At 66.0% G+C, this 16,442-nt stretch carries 14 protein-coding genes; 7 read left to right on the top strand and 7 right to left on the bottom strand.

Annotated elements, in window-relative coordinates; genetic code table 11:
- Positions 1 to 2 precede the first annotated feature (2 nt).
- The 3 genes from G6N53_RS13755 to fabG are packed head-to-tail and all read right to left on the bottom strand — an operon-like array spanning position 3 to position 3,150.
- Complete coding sequence (locus tag G6N53_RS13755; RefSeq protein ID WP_163889145.1) at positions 3 to 1,196, bottom strand: acyl-CoA dehydrogenase family protein; 1,194 nt, start codon at positions 1,194 to 1,196, stop codon at positions 3 to 5.
- Complete coding sequence (locus tag G6N53_RS13750; protein WP_163889143.1) at positions 1,193 to 2,413, bottom strand: acetyl-CoA C-acetyltransferase; 1,221 nt, start codon at positions 2,411 to 2,413, stop codon at positions 1,193 to 1,195. The genes G6N53_RS13755 and G6N53_RS13750 overlap by 4 nt, the downstream gene beginning before the upstream one ends.
- Complete coding sequence (gene fabG / locus G6N53_RS13745) at positions 2,410 to 3,150, bottom strand: 3-oxoacyl-ACP reductase FabG (RefSeq protein ID WP_237166518.1); 741 nt, start codon at positions 3,148 to 3,150, stop codon at positions 2,410 to 2,412. Before fabG ends, G6N53_RS13750 begins: the two co-directional genes overlap by 4 nt.
- 96 nt (positions 3,151 to 3,246) lie before the next feature.
- Between fabG and G6N53_RS13740 the strand changes: the two genes are divergently transcribed.
- Positions 3,247 to 4,428 carry an acyl-CoA dehydrogenase family protein gene (locus tag G6N53_RS13740; RefSeq protein ID WP_163889139.1) on the top strand — a complete coding sequence of 394 codons (1,182 nt, stop codon included), beginning with the start codon at positions 3,247 to 3,249 and terminating at the stop codon, positions 4,426 to 4,428.
- Positions 4,425 to 5,246, top strand: a complete 822-nt coding sequence (locus G6N53_RS13735) for a mycofactocin-coupled SDR family oxidoreductase (RefSeq protein ID WP_163889136.1) — start codon at positions 4,425 to 4,427, stop codon at positions 5,244 to 5,246. The genes G6N53_RS13740 and G6N53_RS13735 overlap by 4 nt, the downstream gene beginning before the upstream one ends.
- On the opposite strand, the gene G6N53_RS13730 is transcribed toward G6N53_RS13735, so the two are convergent.
- The 3 genes from G6N53_RS13730 to G6N53_RS13720 all read right to left on the bottom strand — a co-directional run bounded on the left by G6N53_RS13730 (position 5,240) and on the right by G6N53_RS13720 (position 8,029).
- Positions 5,240 to 6,154, bottom strand: coding sequence for an alpha/beta hydrolase (locus G6N53_RS13730; protein ID WP_163889134.1), 915 nt, complete (start codon positions 6,152 to 6,154; stop codon positions 5,240 to 5,242). The two genes, G6N53_RS13735 and G6N53_RS13730, sit on opposite strands and share 7 nt — an antisense overlap.
- Entirely contained in the window at positions 6,151 to 7,482 is a 1,332-nt protein-coding gene (locus tag G6N53_RS13725; protein WP_163889132.1) for a flavin-containing monooxygenase, read from the bottom strand. Before G6N53_RS13725 ends, G6N53_RS13730 begins: the two co-directional genes overlap by 4 nt.
- Before the next feature lie 94 nt (positions 7,483 to 7,576).
- Entirely contained in the window at positions 7,577 to 8,029 is a 453-nt protein-coding gene (locus G6N53_RS13720) for a MaoC family dehydratase (RefSeq protein WP_163889130.1), read from the bottom strand.
- 659 nt (positions 8,030 to 8,688) lie between these two features.
- Between G6N53_RS13720 and G6N53_RS13715 the strand changes: the two genes are divergently transcribed.
- The gene (locus G6N53_RS13715; RefSeq protein WP_163889128.1) at positions 8,689 to 9,438 is read left to right on the top strand and encodes a hypothetical protein; all 750 of its coding nucleotides are present in this window, start codon (positions 8,689 to 8,691) and stop codon (positions 9,436 to 9,438) included.
- Between the two features lie 111 nt (positions 9,439 to 9,549).
- Complete coding sequence (locus G6N53_RS13710) at positions 9,550 to 11,394, top strand: putative bifunctional diguanylate cyclase/phosphodiesterase (RefSeq protein ID WP_163889126.1); 1,845 nt, start codon at positions 9,550 to 9,552, stop codon at positions 11,392 to 11,394.
- On the opposite strand, the gene G6N53_RS13705 is transcribed toward G6N53_RS13710, so the two are convergent.
- Positions 11,391 to 12,179 (bottom strand): FAD-binding protein, encoded by a 789-nt coding sequence (locus G6N53_RS13705; protein ID WP_237166517.1) that lies wholly within the window; start codon positions 12,177 to 12,179, stop codon positions 11,391 to 11,393. The genes G6N53_RS13710 and G6N53_RS13705 overlap by 4 nt on opposite strands.
- 398 nt (positions 12,180 to 12,577) lie before the next feature.
- Here G6N53_RS13705 and G6N53_RS13700 point away from each other — a divergent pair, with 398 nt between their 5' ends.
- The 3 genes from G6N53_RS13700 (at position 12,578) to G6N53_RS13690 (ending at position 16,143) form a co-directional block, all read left to right on the top strand.
- Complete coding sequence (locus tag G6N53_RS13700; protein WP_163889122.1) at positions 12,578 to 13,810, top strand: acyl-CoA dehydrogenase family protein; 1,233 nt, start codon at positions 12,578 to 12,580, stop codon at positions 13,808 to 13,810.
- Positions 13,811 to 14,944, top strand: coding sequence for an acyl-CoA dehydrogenase family protein (locus G6N53_RS13695; RefSeq protein WP_163889120.1), 1,134 nt, complete (start codon positions 13,811 to 13,813; stop codon positions 14,942 to 14,944).
- A 116-nt stretch (positions 14,945 to 15,060) separates the two neighbouring features.
- Positions 15,061 to 16,143 carry an IS110 family RNA-guided transposase gene (locus G6N53_RS13690; protein WP_170311247.1) on the top strand — a complete coding sequence of 361 codons (1,083 nt, stop codon included), beginning with the start codon at positions 15,061 to 15,063 and terminating at the stop codon, positions 16,141 to 16,143.
- Positions 16,144 to 16,442: the final 299 nt, after the last annotated feature.

Raw genomic sequence — 16,442 nt, 5'->3', positions numbered from 1 at the left:
CATCAGACCCGGTAGTCCGCCAGCAGTCGCTTGCTGATGATGTTCTTCTGGATCTCGCTGGTGCCCTCGCCGATAAGCAGGAACGGCGCGTCCCGCATCAGACGCTCGATCTCGTACTCCTTGGAGTATCCGTAGCCACCGTGGATCCGGAAGCTCTGCTGGGTGACCTCGGCGCAGACTTCGCTGGCGAAGTACTTGGCCATGCCGGCGGACACGTCGTTGCGTTCCCCGGAGTCCTTGAGCCGTGCCGCGTTCACCATCATCAGGTGCGCGGCTTCGACTTTTGTTGCCATCTCCGCCAATTGGAATGCGATGGCCTGGTGCTCGGCGATGGGTTTGCCGAATGTGCTGCGTTGCTGGGCGTAGCGGACGGCCAGCTCGAAGGCCCGGACGCCGACCCCGCAGGCCCGAGCCGAGACATTGACGCGCCCGACCTCCACACCGTCCATCATCTGGAAGAAGCCCTGCCCGGGCGCCTCACCGAGGATGTCGGTGGCCTTGGCGCGGTAGCCGTCGAAGATCAACTCGGTGGTGTCGATGCCCTTGTAGCCGAGTTTGTCGAGCTTGCCGGGGATGGTCAGACCCGGTGCCACTTCACCGAACCCCGTGGGCTTCTCGATCAGGAACGCGGTCAGGTTGCGGTGCGGTTTGTCGGCTCCCTCGTCGGTGCGGACCAACGCCGCCACCAGCGTCGAGCTGCCGCCGTTGGTCAACCACATCTTCTGGCCGTCGATGGTGTAGCTGCCGTCCCCGTTGTCCTTGGCCCTGGTTCGGATCGCCGCGACATCGGAGCCGAGCTCGGGCTCCGACATCGAGAAGGCGCCGCGGGTCTCGCCGGTCGCCATCTTGGGTAGGTAGTAGCGCTTCTGTGCGTCGGTTCCGTGTTGGCGGATCATGTACGCCACGATGAAGTGGGTGTTGATCACCCCGGACACACTCATCCAGCCGCGGGCCAGCTCCTCTACGCACAGCGCATAGGTGAGCAGTGACTCCCCCAGCCCGCCGTACTCCTCGGGGATCATCAGCCCGAACAGACCCATCGCCCGCATCGCGTCGACGATCGCCTGCGGGTAGGTGTCGGCGTGCTCGAGTTCCTGGGCGGTCGGAATCACCTCCTTGTCGACGAATTGTCGTACCGTCGCCAAGATCTCGGTCTGGAACTCGCTGAGCCCCAGCGTCTGCGCAAGCCTGGTCATGGGCGATCCACCCTTTCGAACACCGCGGCCAGACCCTGCCCGCCGCCGATGCACATGGTCTCCAGGCCGTACCGACCGCCGCACCGGTCGAGTTCACGGGCCAAGGTGGCCAGCATCCGTCCACCGGTCGCACCGACAGGGTGCCCGAGCGAGATGCCGGAGCCGTGCACGTTGGTGCGCTCCAGATCCGCCTGCGTGAACTTCCATTCGCGCATGCACGCCAGCGCCTGGGCGGCGAACGCCTCGTTGAGCTCGATGAGGTCCATATCGGACAGCGTGAGATCGGCCTTCCGGAGTGCGACGTCGGTGGCGGGCACCGGTCCGATGCCCATCACGTGGGGTGCCACCCCGGCCACGCCCCACGACACCAGCCGCACCAGCGGTCTGAGCCCGAGATCTGCGGCCTTCTCGGGGGTGGTCACCACACACATCGACGCGGCGTCGTTCTGCCCGCTGGAGTTGCCCGCCGTCACGGTGGCATCGGGATCCGCGCTGCCAAGAACGGCTTTGAGCTTGGCCAAGGTTTCCAGCGAGGTATCGGCGCGGGGGTGTTCGTCGGTGTCGATCATCTGGTCACCCGACCGGCTCGTGACGGTCACAGGAATGATCGTCTCGGCGAGCAGTCCGTCCTTCTGCGCCGTCACCGCCCGACTGTGCGACAGCACGGCGAGTTCGTCCTGCTCCTGGCGCGAGATGCCGTACTCGCGGCGCAGATTTTCGGCGGTCTCCAGCATGCCGCCGGGTACCGGATGGTTCTTGCCGCCCGCGGTGGTTCGGCCGCGGGCCAGCGCGTCGTGCACCGTGACTCCACCCCGGGCACCACCCCAACGCATGTCGGTCGAATGGAACACCACGTTGCTCATCGATTCGGCACCCCCGGCGACGACAAGATCATGGTCTCCGCCGACGACCTGCATTGCCGCCTGGATCACCGCCTGCAGGCCGGATCCGCAGCGCCTGTCGATCTGCATGCCCGGGACCGTCACCGGCAGCCCGGCGTCCAGAGCGATCACGCGTCCGATCGCCGGTGCCTCCATGCTCGGATAACAGTGACCGACGATCACGTCCTCGACCGACTCAGGTCCGATTCCGCTCCGCTCGAGCAATCCGCGCAGGGCGGCGACACCGAGGTCGACGGCGGTCAGCGACTTGAACATCCCGCCGTAGCGGCCGATCGGCGTCCGGACCGGCTCACAGATGACAGCCTGGCGTGTCACAGATGTCGCCCCCCGGTGACCTCCATGACCGTTCCGGTCATGTAGGACGACAGGTTCGACGCCAGGAACAGCGCCACGTTGGCGACCTCGTCGGGCTCGCCGGCTCGACCCAAGGGGACCTCGGCCACCTTGGAATCCCAGATGCGTTGGGGCATGGCCTCGGTCATCGCCGAGCGGATGAGGCCGGGCTGGATGGCGTTGACCCGCACGCCGAGGTAGGCGAGCTCTTTGGCGGCCGCCTTCGTCATCCCGACGATCCCCGCCTTGGCGGCCGAGTAGTTCGTCTGGCCGACCATCCCGACCTTTCCGGAGATGGACGACATGTTGACGATCGCGCCACTCTTGTTCTCCCGCATCACCGCTGCCGCGGAGCGCAGGCCGTTCCAGGTGCCTTTCAAGTGCACCGAGATGACCTGGTCGAACTGCTCCTCGGTCATCTTGCGCAACGTGGCGTCGCGGGTGATGCCGGCGTTGTTGACCATCACGTCCAAACCCCCGAAGCCGTCCACCGCGGCGGCCACCAGCGCGTCGACCTGCTCTACGTTCGTCACGTCGCAGCGCACCGCGCGGGCGACGTCGTCGCCACCCAGTTGCCCGGCGGCGGCCTGCGTCGCCTCGAGGTTCACGTCACCGAGCACCACCCGCGCGCCCTCGGCGACGAAGCGCTGCGCGATCGCGAAGCCCAGACCCTGAGCACCTCCGGTGACCACCGCGGTTTGACCAGTCAGCAATGACACTTGTGCACCCATCCTCACTCGGTCGGCACCTGGCCGACGCTTCTCATATTTCATATAAGATATTTCAAAAGCATATCCGATAGGGAGCCCCAGCCGATGACCACAGCCGAAGTCAGCGACGAGGATTTCCAGGAGATCCTCGCCCAGACTCGCCACTTCGTCCGTACCGCCGTCGTCCCGCGTGAGCAGGAGATCCTGGCCGACGACCGGGTTCCCGACGACCTGCGCGAGCAGGCCAAGAAGATGGGGTTGTTCGGGTACGCCATCCCCCAGGAGTGGGGCGGCCTCGGCCTCGACCTCGCCCAGGATGTCGAGCTGGCGATGGAGCTGGGCTATACGTCGTTGGCGCTGCGCTCGATGTTCGGCACCAACAACGGCATCGCCGGGCAGGTACTCGTCGGGTACGGCACCGACGAGCAGAAATCGACCTGGCTGGAGGGCATCGCGTCCGGTGACGTCGTCGCCTCGTTCGCGCTCACCGAACCCGGCGCCGGCTCCAACCCGTCGGGGTTGCGGACCAAGGCGGTCCGGGACGGATCCCCCGTCGATGCCCCCGACTGGATCATCAACGGGCAGAAGCAGTACATCACCAATGCCCCGACCGCCGATCTGTTCGTGGTGTTCGCCAGGACCAGGCCCGCCGACGCGAAAGGTGCCGGCATCGCGGTGTTCCTGGTACCCGCCGGCACCCCGGGCGTCGAGGTCGGCGCCAAGGACAAGAAGATGGGCCAGGAGGGCGCCTGGACGGCCGACGTCCACTTCAGCGACGTCCGGGTGCCGGCCGGCGCGCTGGTCGGCGGGTCCGAGGACATCGGGTACCGGGCGGCGATGACGTCGCTGGCCCGGGGCCGGGTGCACATCGCCGCGCTGGCGGTGGGGACCGCTCAGCGTGCTCTCGACGAGTCGGTGAGCTACGCGGCGACGGCCACCCAGGGCGGCACCGCGATCGGCGAATTCCAGTTGGTGCAGGCGATGATCGCCGATCAGCAGACCGGGGTGTTGGCCGGCCGCGCGCTGGTGCGTGACACCGCACGCAAGTGGATCACCGACGAGGACCGCAGGATCGCGCCGTCGGCCGCGAAGCTCTTCTGCACCGAGATGGTGGGCCGGGTTGCCGATCTCGCGGTGCAGATCCACGGCGGCGCCGGCTATATGCGTGAGGTCCCGGTGGAGCGGATCTACCGCGATGTCCGGTTGCTGCGCCTCTACGAGGGCACCAGCGAGATCCAGCGTCTGATCATCGGTGGCGGACTGGTGAAAGCGGCGCAGAAGCGGTGAGCGGGCGGTTGGACGGCAGGGTCGCATTCATCACCGGCGCCGCCCGCGGACAGGGGCGTGCCCACGCCGTACGGATGGCCACCGAGGGAGCCGACATCATCGCCGTCGACATCGCCGGCCCACTCCCACCCTGTGTGCCCTACGATTCCGCGACCGAAGACGACCTCGCTGAAACGGTAAAACTTGTCGAGCAGCGTGGCCGTCGGATCCTCGCGACCGTGGCCGACACCCGCGACAGTGAGGCGCTCAACGCCGCCGTCGCGGCCGGGGTGTCCACCCTCGGCCGGCTCGACATCATCGTCGCCAATGCCGGGGTCGCCGCACCCCAGGCGTGGGACCAGATCAGTCCCGGGGATTTCCGCGACGTCCTGGACATCAACGTCACCGGCACCTGGAACACCGTGATGGCCGGTGCGCGCGAGATCGTCGACGGCGGCCGCGGCGGGTCGATCGTCCTGATCAGCTCTGCCGCGGGAATCAAGATGCAGCCCTTCATGATCCACTACACCGCGAGCAAGCACGCGGTCACCGGCATGGCGCGTGCGTTCGCCGCCGAACTCGGCAAGCACTCGATCCGGGTGAACAGCGTGCACCCCGGGCCGGTGATCACCGACATGGGCACCGGCGACATGGGTACGGCGCTGTCGGCGGCGATGGAGACCAACCCGCAGTTGGCCAACATGATGACGCCGTTCCTGCCGACGTGGGCGGTCGAGCCCGAGGACATCGCCGACGCCGTGTGCTGGCTGGCCAGTGACGAATCGAAATATGTGACCGCGAGCGCGATCTCGATCGACCAGGGCTCCACACACTACTGAACGCGCAAGGTCCTGCTCAGGAACGCCACCTGATCCTCGACGGTCTTGTCGAACCAGTCGTGGCCCGGCCAGACGTCGAAGTGATCGCAGGGGTATCGATGCACCTGGGCCCTGCCGTGCTCCGCGGTGGCGGCGACCGCGCCGGCGGGTACGTACCGGTCGAAATCGGCGATCTGGACCTGCAGCGGGCAGCGCAACCTCTTGGCCGCTGCAGTGGAGCGCACCCCGACGACTTCCAGGCCGATGGCACAGTCGATCTCGTTGCGCCAGGTCGGCCCGGCCAGGGACAGATAACTCTCGTACGCACCGTCGAGCCCCAACGCGCCCGCTCCGCCGGGCTGCGACACCAGCGGCATCAGTGTCGGCGCCTGACCCCGGCCCACCGCGATCCGGCTCTTGACCCCCGTGAGCGTCCAGCGCAACGACGAGACGAGCGCGCGCGGACCTCCGGACAGCGCCGCGGCGCGGCCCACGGCCATACCGCTCGTCAACGGTGTCAGCGCGACGACCGCACCGATGTCCTCGCGATCGGCGGCGACGCGCAGAACATGTCCACCCGAGAACGACGCTCCCCACAGTGCGATCCGGTCCGGATCCACCCCGTCCAGCGCCTTGGCCGCCGCGACCGCACTGTGATAGTCCGCGATCTGTCGGCGAACTGAAAGCGATTGGCGTGGTTGACCTTGCGAAGCTCCGAAGCCGCGGTAGTCGAAGGCGAACACATCGATTCCGGCAGCGACGAACCGTCGGGCGAACGGTTCCAACCCGGAGTCCTTGGTGCCGCCGAAACCGTGTGCCATCACGACGACAGGACGCGACCCCGCGGCGGAGCGGTGGCCGTTCGCAGCGAAATACCATGCGCTGCAGGTGGATTCTCCACTGGTGAAAGCCACCTCGTCCGGTCTCACCGGGTAGCCTCGAGTGCACGCACGAACCCCGCGGGCAATTCACGTTTGCGCAGATCGTGTTCGTAGACGAAGTAGTCGACCTGCTGGGTGTGACGGGGACGGTCGGTGCAGTGCCCGGCGTGCAGCTGCTGGTCGGCGTCGATCGTGCGCTCCATCTCCGCGACGGACGGAAGCGCGTAACGCCCGATGGCATACGCCGCCAGCAGCCGAGACTGACACTCCACGAACGGGAACAGCGTCGGCACCGATTGCGCGAAGCCGATGAAGACCAGGTCATCGATGCCGGGCTTGAACATCCGCTTGTAGAGCCGGATGTGGTTGTCCGGCGCGTCGACGAACTCCGGATCGAAGAACGGGAAAGTGATGTTGTACCCGGTGGCGTAGATGATCACGTCGAACTCGTCGCTGGTGCCGTCGTCGAAATGGACACAACGCCCGTCGAGGCGAGACACGTTGGGCTTGGGCACCACGTCGCCCGATCCGAGCCGCAACGGCAGCTCCACGGACTGGGTGGGATGGGCCTCGAACAGCTTGTGGTTGGCCGGCGGCAGTCCGTACATCGTCGGGTCGGTTCCCAGCATCGGCGCGACCAGCTGCACCGCCTTTCGTTGCCACGACAGCGGGAGATGAGGCGAGGTGCGCCAGAACATGTCACCGGGACGCCCCGCGATGTACTTGGGCACGATCCAGGCGCTGGAGCGGGTCGACAACGTGACGTGGTTACGCAGCGCCTTCGACGACAGCTCGACGGTGATGTCGGCGGCACTGTTGCCGATGCCCACCACGAGGATGCGCTTGCCCGTCAACTCCAGCGGGGCGGTCGGGTCGATGTAGTGATGGGAGTGCATCGTCTCACCGGTGAAGACTCCCGGAAACTCGGGCGTCCGCGGGTCCCAATGGTGCCCGTTGGCCACCACCAGCAGGTCGAATGACCGCTCGGCACCGGCCTGGTCGCGGATGTGCCAGCCTCCCTCAGGCCGGCGCGACGCGTGTACCACGCCGTTGCCGAACTCGATGTGACCGAGCAGCCCGAACGCGCTCGCATAGTCGTCGAGATAGGCCTTGACCTGAGAGTGGTGCGGAAACGAGGGAAAGTGCTCCGGCATCGGGAAGTCCTTGAACGACAACCGATGCTTGGAGGTGTCGATGTGCAGTGAGCGGTACGCGCTGCTGTGCCCGTTCGGATTGCCGAATGCCCAGTTGCCGCCGATCCGGTCCGACGTCTCGAACGTCGTGTAGCGCACGCCGTAGTCCTTGAGCATCTTGCCCGCGGTCAATCCACTGATGCCGGAACCGATCACCGCGACATACGGGTCTGCATGATCCACCGCCACTCCTCACGCCGAAGAGGAATCTACGAGCGTTTTTGACGTACGTCAACAGTCATTGACGCTCGTGAATTCACTTCGGCCGCGACCGGGGTCAGCCGATGAACCGCACGATCGACTCGGCCACCGCGGCCGGCTTGTCGGAGCCCTCGATCTCGACGGTGGTGTTCAGAACCGCCTGCACGGCACCGTCGAGCTGGGTGACCGAGGCGATCTCCGCACGGGCCCGAAGCATGGCGCCGACCCTGACCGGCGTGATGAAGCGGACCTTGTTGTATCCGTAGTTGATCGCCATCGCCACGTTGTCGACGCTGTAGAGCTGGTGGGTGAAATGAGGGATCAGCGACAACGTCAGCAGTCCGTGCGCGATCGTCTCGCCGAAGGGCCCGCTCGCTGCCCGCTCCGGGTCGACATGGATCCACTGATGGTCATCGGTGGCCTCAGCGAACAGATTGACCCGATCCTGGGTGATCTCGAGCCACTCAGTGGGGCCCAGTTGGGTGCCCTCCGCGGCAATGAATTCGGCCAACCCGTTGAACTTCTTCACAGTTGTCTCCTTCGACCCTGACCGCCCATAGGAACGACCTCTCCATTTCGGCGAGTTGATGCTGCGTTGCCCACAGTGCCATAGCGCTGCGGGCGCATTCCCGCCGACCTTGACCATGTAGATGCCCCCTTGCGGGGTCGTCTCAGCAGCGCATAATTCTGGCATTCGCTGCCGAAATCCCGTCGCTCTCGGTGTTGCGCCGACCGAGAGCAGCGAACCTGTCAGCCTGACGAAGCACTTTTCAGGTCCGCGAAGCAACCGTCCCGCACAGCGTGCCGCAGCACCCGCTGCCAGGGTTACCGACGGTACCGCTGCGAAGGTTGGCGAATGCCGCCGCAGAATCGAGAGAGCGTCGTCAAAGGACGAATGCACCTGCCACCGGGTTCGCCAAAAACGAATTCCGCGATACAACACCCGTCGGATCCGATGAATTTCTGCTTGCCAAAAGTAGTTCCCGGGTAAACCAAGTGTCCCGTGAATGCTCCCGCAATGCGGGAAAGCAGGAAATATCTGTCGGCTAGCTGGAATAAATGGCCTGCACAGCGACATAATGATCTTGCTCTATTTACTCCGAAGCCGGATAGGGCCGGATTCGGATAGTCGGCAGACAGGCGGCACCCCCCTTTGTTCCGCCCACTGCCCTACGACGGGAAAGAACCATGACAGTTTCATCGCTTGAATCCGACCACGAGTTCGATTTCCGTCTGGGCCGGCGCCACAGCTGGTGGGACGAGGACGCGGAATGCACGTTGATCATGTCTCAGCCACACCTCGACCCGGAACTCTGGCTCCAATATCTGCACGGCGCAGAGCGCAGTTACCGCAAGCATGGCGTGGAGGTTGCCCTGCAGATCGCCGACATCCGCGACGGTCATGACACCACGCTGTTCTGGGCGGCCGTGGACACCGCAGGGCGGGTGATCGGCGGGGTTCGCGCGAAGGGGCCGCTGACCTGCGCCGAGGATTCCCACGCCGTGGTGGAGTGGGCCGGCCAGCCCGGGCTGCCGGCAGTGCGCAAGATGATCAATGACCGGGTGCCCTTCGGCGTCCTCGAGATGAAGTCGGGGTTCGTCACCGACGACGCCGATCAGAGCAAGGGCGTGACCCGGGTGCTGGCTCGCTCTGCATTTCATGCCATGGCCGCTGTCGACCTGCAGTTCTGCATGGCCACCTCCGCGGCCCACGTGCTCGACAAGTGGCGGTCGTCGGGCGGGGTGGTCGCGTCGATCCCCGCGACGCCGTATCCGGACCCGCGCTATTGCACCAAGATGATGTGGTGGGACCGCCGCACGTTCATCAAGCACGCCGAACCTTCCCAGGTGTCGAAGATCTTCAACGAGATCCTTTCACTGGACCAGGCGCTGGCCGGAACGAGGGAAAACCCGTTGCGCCGTGACACCGCGCTGTGACATCTGAGCACTTTGGGACCCCAGCGACGGATGTGATTTGCGCCCGCGACTTCCGATATCGCCGTGGTCACCCACCCCTGAGTGCCGCACCGACCGTATTGTGACTGCACGATGCCTGAGAACGCCCCCCACCGCAGCCTCGACCTGATGGTCACGTCGGTGGCCACCCAGTTGATGGCGGCGACTGCCGTCACGTCGGTCGAAGTCAGCCAACGAGTGCTGGGTGACCTGGTTTCCTTCCTCGGCGTCGACGTCAGCTTCCTGCGCTACAACGACCACGCGCTGCGCGCGTCGAGACTGATCGCCGAATGGCCGATCCGGACCAACCCCCCCGACCCAGACCCCCTCGGGTTGGTGTTCTTCGCCGACGCCGACCCGGTGTTCGCCGTGTCGGAGCACGCCAAGAAGCCGGTCGTGTTGCGTCCCGAACCGGCCACCGACGACTATCAGCGCCGGATCGAGGAAGGCCGCGCGGTGCCGGCCACCTCGATGGCGGCGGCCCCCCTGGTCTCCGGCGAGGTCACCACGGGCGCACTGGGATTCGTCAAGTTCGGCGACAGAGAGTGGAGCCAGGAGGAACTCAACGCCCTCGAGGCCATCGCGTCGCTGTTCGCACAGGTCCAGGCGCGGGTCCAGGCCGAGGAGCAACTGCGTTACCTGGCAGAACACGACGATCTGACAGGGCTGTACAACCGTCGGGCACTGCTGGCACACCTCGACGAGCGGCTGGCAGCAGGCCGTCCCGGCCCGGTCTCGGCGTTGTTCTTCGACCTCGACCGGCTCAAAGCCATCAACGACTACCTCGGCCACACTGCAGGCGACTGGTTCATCCGGGTGCTGGCCGAACGGCTCCGCAGAGGCGCCGATGGCCCCAACCTGATCGCCCGGTTGGGCGGTGATGAGTTTGTCGTGGTCCCCGCGAACCCGATGGACGCCGACAGCGCCGAAGCACTCGCCCACCGGCTGCAGTCGACGCTGCGCGAACGCGTGTCCATCGACGGCGAGATGCTGACCCGCACCGTGAGCATCGGTGTCGCACTCGGGATCCCAGGTCAGGACACCACCTCCGATCTGCTCCGTCGGGCCGATCAGGCGGTGTTGACCGCCAAGAGCTCCGGGGGCAACATGATCTCCGTCTTCACCGATGACATGTCGATGGAGAACGAGTTCCGCAACGACATCGAACTCCACCTGCAGAGCGTCATCGAGAACGGCGCACTGCTGCTGCACTATCTGCCCGAGATCGACATGCGGACCGGTGACATCCTCGCCGCCGAAGCGCTGGTTCGTTGGCAGCACCCGACCCGCGGCCTGCTCTCCCCCGATTCGTTCATCGGCGTCGCGGAATCGATCAATCTCGCCGGCGAGCTGGGACGCTGGGTGATGCGCTCGGCCTGCACCGAGTTCGCCGGGTGGCGAGCCCGCGGCGTGGGCAAGAACATCGTGCTGCGGATCAACGTGTCACCGGTACAGCTGGTCACCGACGGCTTCGTCGAATCGGTGGCCGACATCATGACCGAGTTCGAGCTCGACCGCGGATCGGTGTGCCTGGAGATCACCGAGAGCGTGGTCGTGCAGGACATCGAGACCACCAGGATTACCCTCGCCGGGTTGAAGAAAGCCGGCGTGCAGGTCGCCATCGACGACTTCGGGACCGGCTACAGCGCGCTGAGTCATCTGAAGTCGCTGCCCGTCGACACTCTCAAGATCGACAAGTCGTTCGTTCGTGAACTCGGCTCCAATCCCGGCGATCTCGCGATCGTACGGGCGATCATCGCGCTGGCCGAGGCGTTCGGGCTCGAGCTGGTCGCCGAGGGCGTGGAAACCGAGGCGGCGGCGCTGACGCTGCTCCGGCACGGGTGTCACCGGGCTCAGGGCTTCCTGCTCTCCCGCCCGATAGCCGCCGCCGCGATGGAGTCGCTGCTGGCCAAGGGGCGGATTCCGATCCACTTCTAGGCAGGGTCCGATGTCAGCAGCTCGACCCGGCCGAACCGGCTCGCCGGTTTGCTGACCATCGCAACCCGCACCACACCGGCGGCGGGAAGCCCCTGAGCCCGGCCGGCAGGCGGTCCGGCACCGCAGAACAGCACCCCATGCCGGGCCCGAATGGCCAGAGGGCCCTCTGCGGTCGCGAACACGGCTCCGACCACCTGACCGTCCTCGAAAACCAACCGGTCCAATCGGCTCACGGTTTCGACGTCCACGTTGCGGAGGCGGGCTTCTGTGTCGAGCCAGTCGAGCACCGAGCCGACGACGTCGAAGGGGTCCGGGGTCATCGACCCGATCTCGGCGACCCCGACGGCATCGCCGTCGGCCGACAGCATCGGTGTGGTGGTCCAGTCCGTGACCCGGGTGTACAGGTAGCCCGACGGAGAGGTGACGCACCGGGCGGTCCAGTCCCGCAACAGGGCACCAACGAACGGGGGGAGTTTTCGTTCAGGCGGTGCCGCGGGTTGCGGGGCCGCGCGAACAGGCAGTCCGTCGTCGAGCAGCGACAGTGCCGCGGCATCGAGGTCGCCGGTCAACTCGGCGAAGTACGCCATGGTCTCGCTGTCGCCACTGTCGACGGTGAACCATCCCGAGGAGGAGCCCGCAGCAGTGGACACCGGCGGCGCCTGGACGTTCGCGACGAGCACCTCGGCCCCCGCGTCCACCGCGGAGATGGCGCCGGCCAGTCCCGCGACACCGGCATCGGTACACAAGACGTCGACTTCGTCGTCCCATTGCATATCCCACGTCACGGTTATTTGCCCTAAATTTGCCATGGCCGGTTTGTCATTCGGCTTCGGGTGCGGTCTTGTTGCCTATCGATCGCGGATAAAACCCGACATATCCGCAATCGGCGGAACCGCGTTAGCGGTTGAAAACGATTTGCCATCACAGCTGGCGGCAACAGAAGAAACGTACCACTCGAATAGCATCCACCCCGCACGGCCCCGTTCCGCCGCGCCGAAATGCCGAGCCCGTGAATGGCCGACGATGCGACGTTCGTGCCGAGTGCGTTCACCCATTCATTGTCGGCGGTGCATGGCCGGCAACGGGGACGACTGGAGGAATCCGTAAGCCCGCCCCGACCTATCGCCACCTAACTAACTAGGTTTACTGTGTTCTCTGACGTTGTGAGCAGAAGGGAACTCCGATGGACCTGCAGTGGTCGCCCACCGACCTCGCGTTTCGCGATGAGGTGCGCGCGTTCCTCGATGACAAGCTGACACCTGAGTTGCGTCGCGCCGGGCGTCTGATGACCAGCGTCTACGCCGACCACGACGCCAGCATGCAGTGGCAGCTGATCCTGCACGAGCACGGCTGGGCCGCACCGGCATGGCCGGTCGCGCACGGCGGGTGCGACTGGAGCCTGACGCAGCACTACATCTTCAGCCGGGAATCGACGTTGGCGGGCGCACCGTCGTTGTCACCGATGGGCATCCGGATGGTCGCCCACGCGATCATCAAGTTCGGCACCGACGAGCAGAAGGACTATTTCCTTCCGCGCATCCTGACCGGCGAGGTGTTCTTCTGCCAGGGCTACTCGGAACCGGAGGCGGGATCGGATCTGGCGGCCCTGTCGATGACCGCGCGCGACGACGGCGACCAATTGGTCTGCACCGGAAGCAAGATCTGGACCACGCACGCCCGGGAAGCCAACTGGATGTTCGCCCTGGTGCGCACCACCCGCTCCGACAAGAAGCAACGCGGTATCACCTTCGTCCTGATCGACATGTCCTCGCCCGGGATCGAGATCCGCCCGTTGGTGATGACGTCGGGCGAAGAAGTGCAGAACCAGGTGTTCTTCGACGAGGTCAGGGTGCCCAAGGCCAACGTCATCGGGCAGATCGACGACGGGTGGACGGTCGCCAAGTACCTGCTGGAGTTCGAGCGCGGCGGTGGTGCCGCGGCGCCCGCCCTCCAGGTGATGGCCGAGGAGATCGCCACCGTGGCTGCCGAGCAGCCGGGGCCGGGCGGTGGTCGCCTGCTCGACGACGCCGCCTTCGCCCGCAAGCTCGCCGATGTGCGGATCCGGACCGAGGTGCTCGAGATCCTGGAGTACCAGGTACTGGCCGTGGTCGCCGAGGGTGGCAACCCGGGCGCGAAGTCCTCGATGCTCAAGGTGCTCAGCACTGAGCTCAGCCAGTCGATCACCGCGCTTGCGATGGAGGCAGCCGGGCCACGCGGACGGGTCTATCAGCCACACGCCACGTGCCCCGGTGGCCCCATCGCCGAGTTCGAGCCGCCCGCAGGAGATTACGTCAGCGGGGACGCGTGGCAAGCGGTGGCGCCGCTTCGCTACTTCAACGACCGGGCGGGATCGATCTACGCCGGTAGCAACGAGATTCAGCGCAACATTCTGGCCAAAGCGGCATTGGGGCTGTAAATGGACTTCAAACTCAACGACGAACAGGAACTGCTGCGCGACGGCCTCAGCAGGTTCCTCGCGACCCGCTACGACCTCGAGAAGAGCAGGTCGACAGCGAAGACGGGCAAGGGCTTCCAGCCCGACATCTGGCGGGCATTCGCCGATGAGCTCGGGATCCTGGGCGCGACGCTGCCCGAGGAGCACGGCGGCATCGGCGGCGGTCCGGTCGAGATGATGCTGATCTCTGAAGCGCTCGGGCACGCCCTGGTGATCGAACCCTTTGTCGACACCGCGGTCGTGGCAGCAGGATTGCTGCGCCGCGCCGGCGCCACCGCCCTGCTGGACAGAGTCGTTGCCGGCGACGCGATCGTCACCCTGGCCGCCACCGAGCCCACGTCAGGTGAGCACTGGCAGGACGTGTCGACGGTCGCAGAGCGCGACGGCGACCAGTGGGTGCTGCGCGGAACGAAGATCGTCTCGGCCGGCACCCCCCTGGCCGCCCATGTGCTGGTGACCGCCCGAACGTCCGGGCAGCGGTCCGACCGCGACGGCATCTCACTGTTCGCGGTGGACCTGGCCGGCGCCGCACCGGGCATCGAACTGCACCACTACCGCACCATCGACGACCGTCGCGCGTCCGACATCCTGCTGGACGGTCTCCGACTCCCCGCCGACGCGCTGCTCGGTGCTGAGGGCGGCGCGTGGCCGTCGCTGTCGCAGGCCCGCGACGAGGGCGCCGCCGCGATCTGCGCAGAAGCGGTCGGGTGTATGCGCAAGGTGCTGGGCGACACGGTCGAGTACTGCAAGCAGCGCCAGCAGTTCGGCCAGCCCATCGGCAGCTTCCAGGTACTCCAGCACCGCATGGTGGACATGTACATGGAGGTCGAACAGGCTGCCGCGGCGGTGTATCTGGCCATCATCAACCTGGAGGCAGACGACGCCTCACGGGCGCGCGCCGTTTCGGCGGCGAAGGCAACCGTCGGCCGCGCCGCACAGTTCGTCGGGCAGCAGGCAGTTCAGTTGCACGGCGGCATGGGGATGACCGAGGAGCTGGCCATCGGACACTATTTCAAGCGGCTGACGGCGATCCAGTTCGAGTTCGGCTCGACCGACCACCACCTCACCCGCTACGCGCAACTCACCGCCGGCTAGACGGTATGAGGGCTGACTCGAGGCCGAAGGCCTCGGGCTGCAATCGGACGTGGGTTGCCGGTGACGAGTGAACACTCGCACTGGTAGAGCCACAGTTGCAGATCAGGAGGCCTCCGGTGAGTTTCAACGGTACGAGTGTCGGGTTGGACGTGCATGCGCTTTCGGTGGTTGCGCATGCATTTGATGAAGAGACGGGTCGGGTCGAGCGGGCGCGATTGTGTCCCGATCACGGCGAGATCCTGGACTGGTTGCACAGACTGCGAGGTCCCTTGCGGGTGGCCTACGAGGCCGGGCCGACGGGGTTCGGGCTGGCCCGGGCATTGACTGATGCCCAGATCGACTGCGTGGTCGCGGCACCGTCGAAGTTGATCCGCCCGGCTGGGGATCGGATCAAGACCGATGCCCGCGATGCCGCGCACCTGACCCGGCTTCTGCGGTTGGGCGAAATAACCGCGGTCACGGTTCCCGAGGCTGAGGTGGAGGCGGTGCGCGATCTGGTGCGGGCCCGCGAGGACGCCCGCGCCGATCTGATGCGGGTGCGGCACCGGCTGTCCAAGCTGCTGTTGCGCCAGGGCCGGGTGTACTCGGGCGGGAACGCCTGGACCGGGGTCCACGAAACCTGGCTGCGGCGGCAACGATTCGATGACCCCCATACCAGGGCGGCCTTCGACCATCACTTTGACGCGGTCCTGTCGGCGACTGCGGCGAGGGATCGTCTCGACGAGCAGATCGTTGCGGTCGCGGCCTCATCGCGATGGTCTGATCCGGTTGATCGGCTGGGGTGTTTGCGTGGGATCTCCGCATTAACCGGGCTGGCGTTGTCGGTGGAGATCGGTGATTGGACCCGGTTCACCGGTGCCTCGATCGGCGCCTACGTCGGATTGGTGCCCACCGAATACTCCTCGGGGGCCTCTCGGGTGCAGGGTTCGATCACCAAGGCCGGCAATGCCCATGTCCGGCGGTTGTTGATCGAATCGGCCTGGCACCACCGGGCGGCGTACCGCAATCCCGGTCCTGCGATGCGAGCCCGCTGGGCCAAGGTCGACCCCGCGCTCAAGGACCGCGGCCATGCCGGCAACCGACGCCTGCACCAACAATGGTGCCGATTCAACGAACGCAAGAAGCCTCACGTCGTGGCCAACGTCGCGGTCGCCCGTCAACTGGCCGGTTGGTGCTGGTCGCTGGCCACGCTGGCCTAAGCGTGGCCGTCCAAACTTGATTGGAGTCGGTCGGTCGACGGCGAGGTAGGCGAACTGGATCTGCGTTACAGCTATGAGCAACAACAGCATTCGATGAATGTTGATGTGACGCCCGTCCCTAGAGAGCAGCCACCGTTCGCGCCGAACCATCGTCTTGCGGTATCCAACCCGCGTATATCAGTCTGACACCCACCGTCGTTGATCAACGACCGCCGCGACACCGACTGACCCCGATCAAACGAAAGCCGCCCCGGCATCAAAACCGGGGCGGCTTTCACCTGCCTATTGACAAACGATGC

Source organism: Mycolicibacterium hippocampi (assembly GCF_010723735.1).
Classification (GTDB): Bacteria; Actinomycetota; Actinomycetes; order Mycobacteriales; family Mycobacteriaceae; genus Mycobacterium; species Mycobacterium hippocampi.
Note: the sequence above shows the minus strand (reverse complement) of the source record. Positions and strands in the feature narration are given on the sequence as shown.

Bases quoted from the DNA above. Each gene is read 5' to 3' on its own strand.
- G6N53_RS13695 (WP_163889120.1), top strand. From the start codon at position 13,811: ATGGACTTCAAACTCAACGACGAACAGGAACTGCTGCGCGACGGCCTC.
- G6N53_RS13710 (WP_163889126.1), top strand. From the start codon at position 9,550: ATGCCTGAGAACGCCCCCCACCGCAGCCTCGACCTGATGGTCACGTCG.
- G6N53_RS13740 (WP_163889139.1), top strand. From the start codon at position 3,247: ATGACCACAGCCGAAGTCAGCGACGAGGATTTCCAGGAGATCCTCGCC.
- G6N53_RS13715 (WP_163889128.1), top strand. From the start codon at position 8,689: ATGACAGTTTCATCGCTTGAATCCGACCACGAGTTCGATTTCCGTCTG.
- G6N53_RS13700 (WP_163889122.1), top strand. From the start codon at position 12,578: ATGGACCTGCAGTGGTCGCCCACCGACCTCGCGTTTCGCGATGAGGTG.
- G6N53_RS13755 (WP_163889145.1), bottom strand. From the start codon at position 1,196: ATGACCAGGCTTGCGCAGACGCTGGGGCTCAGCGAGTTCCAGACCGAG.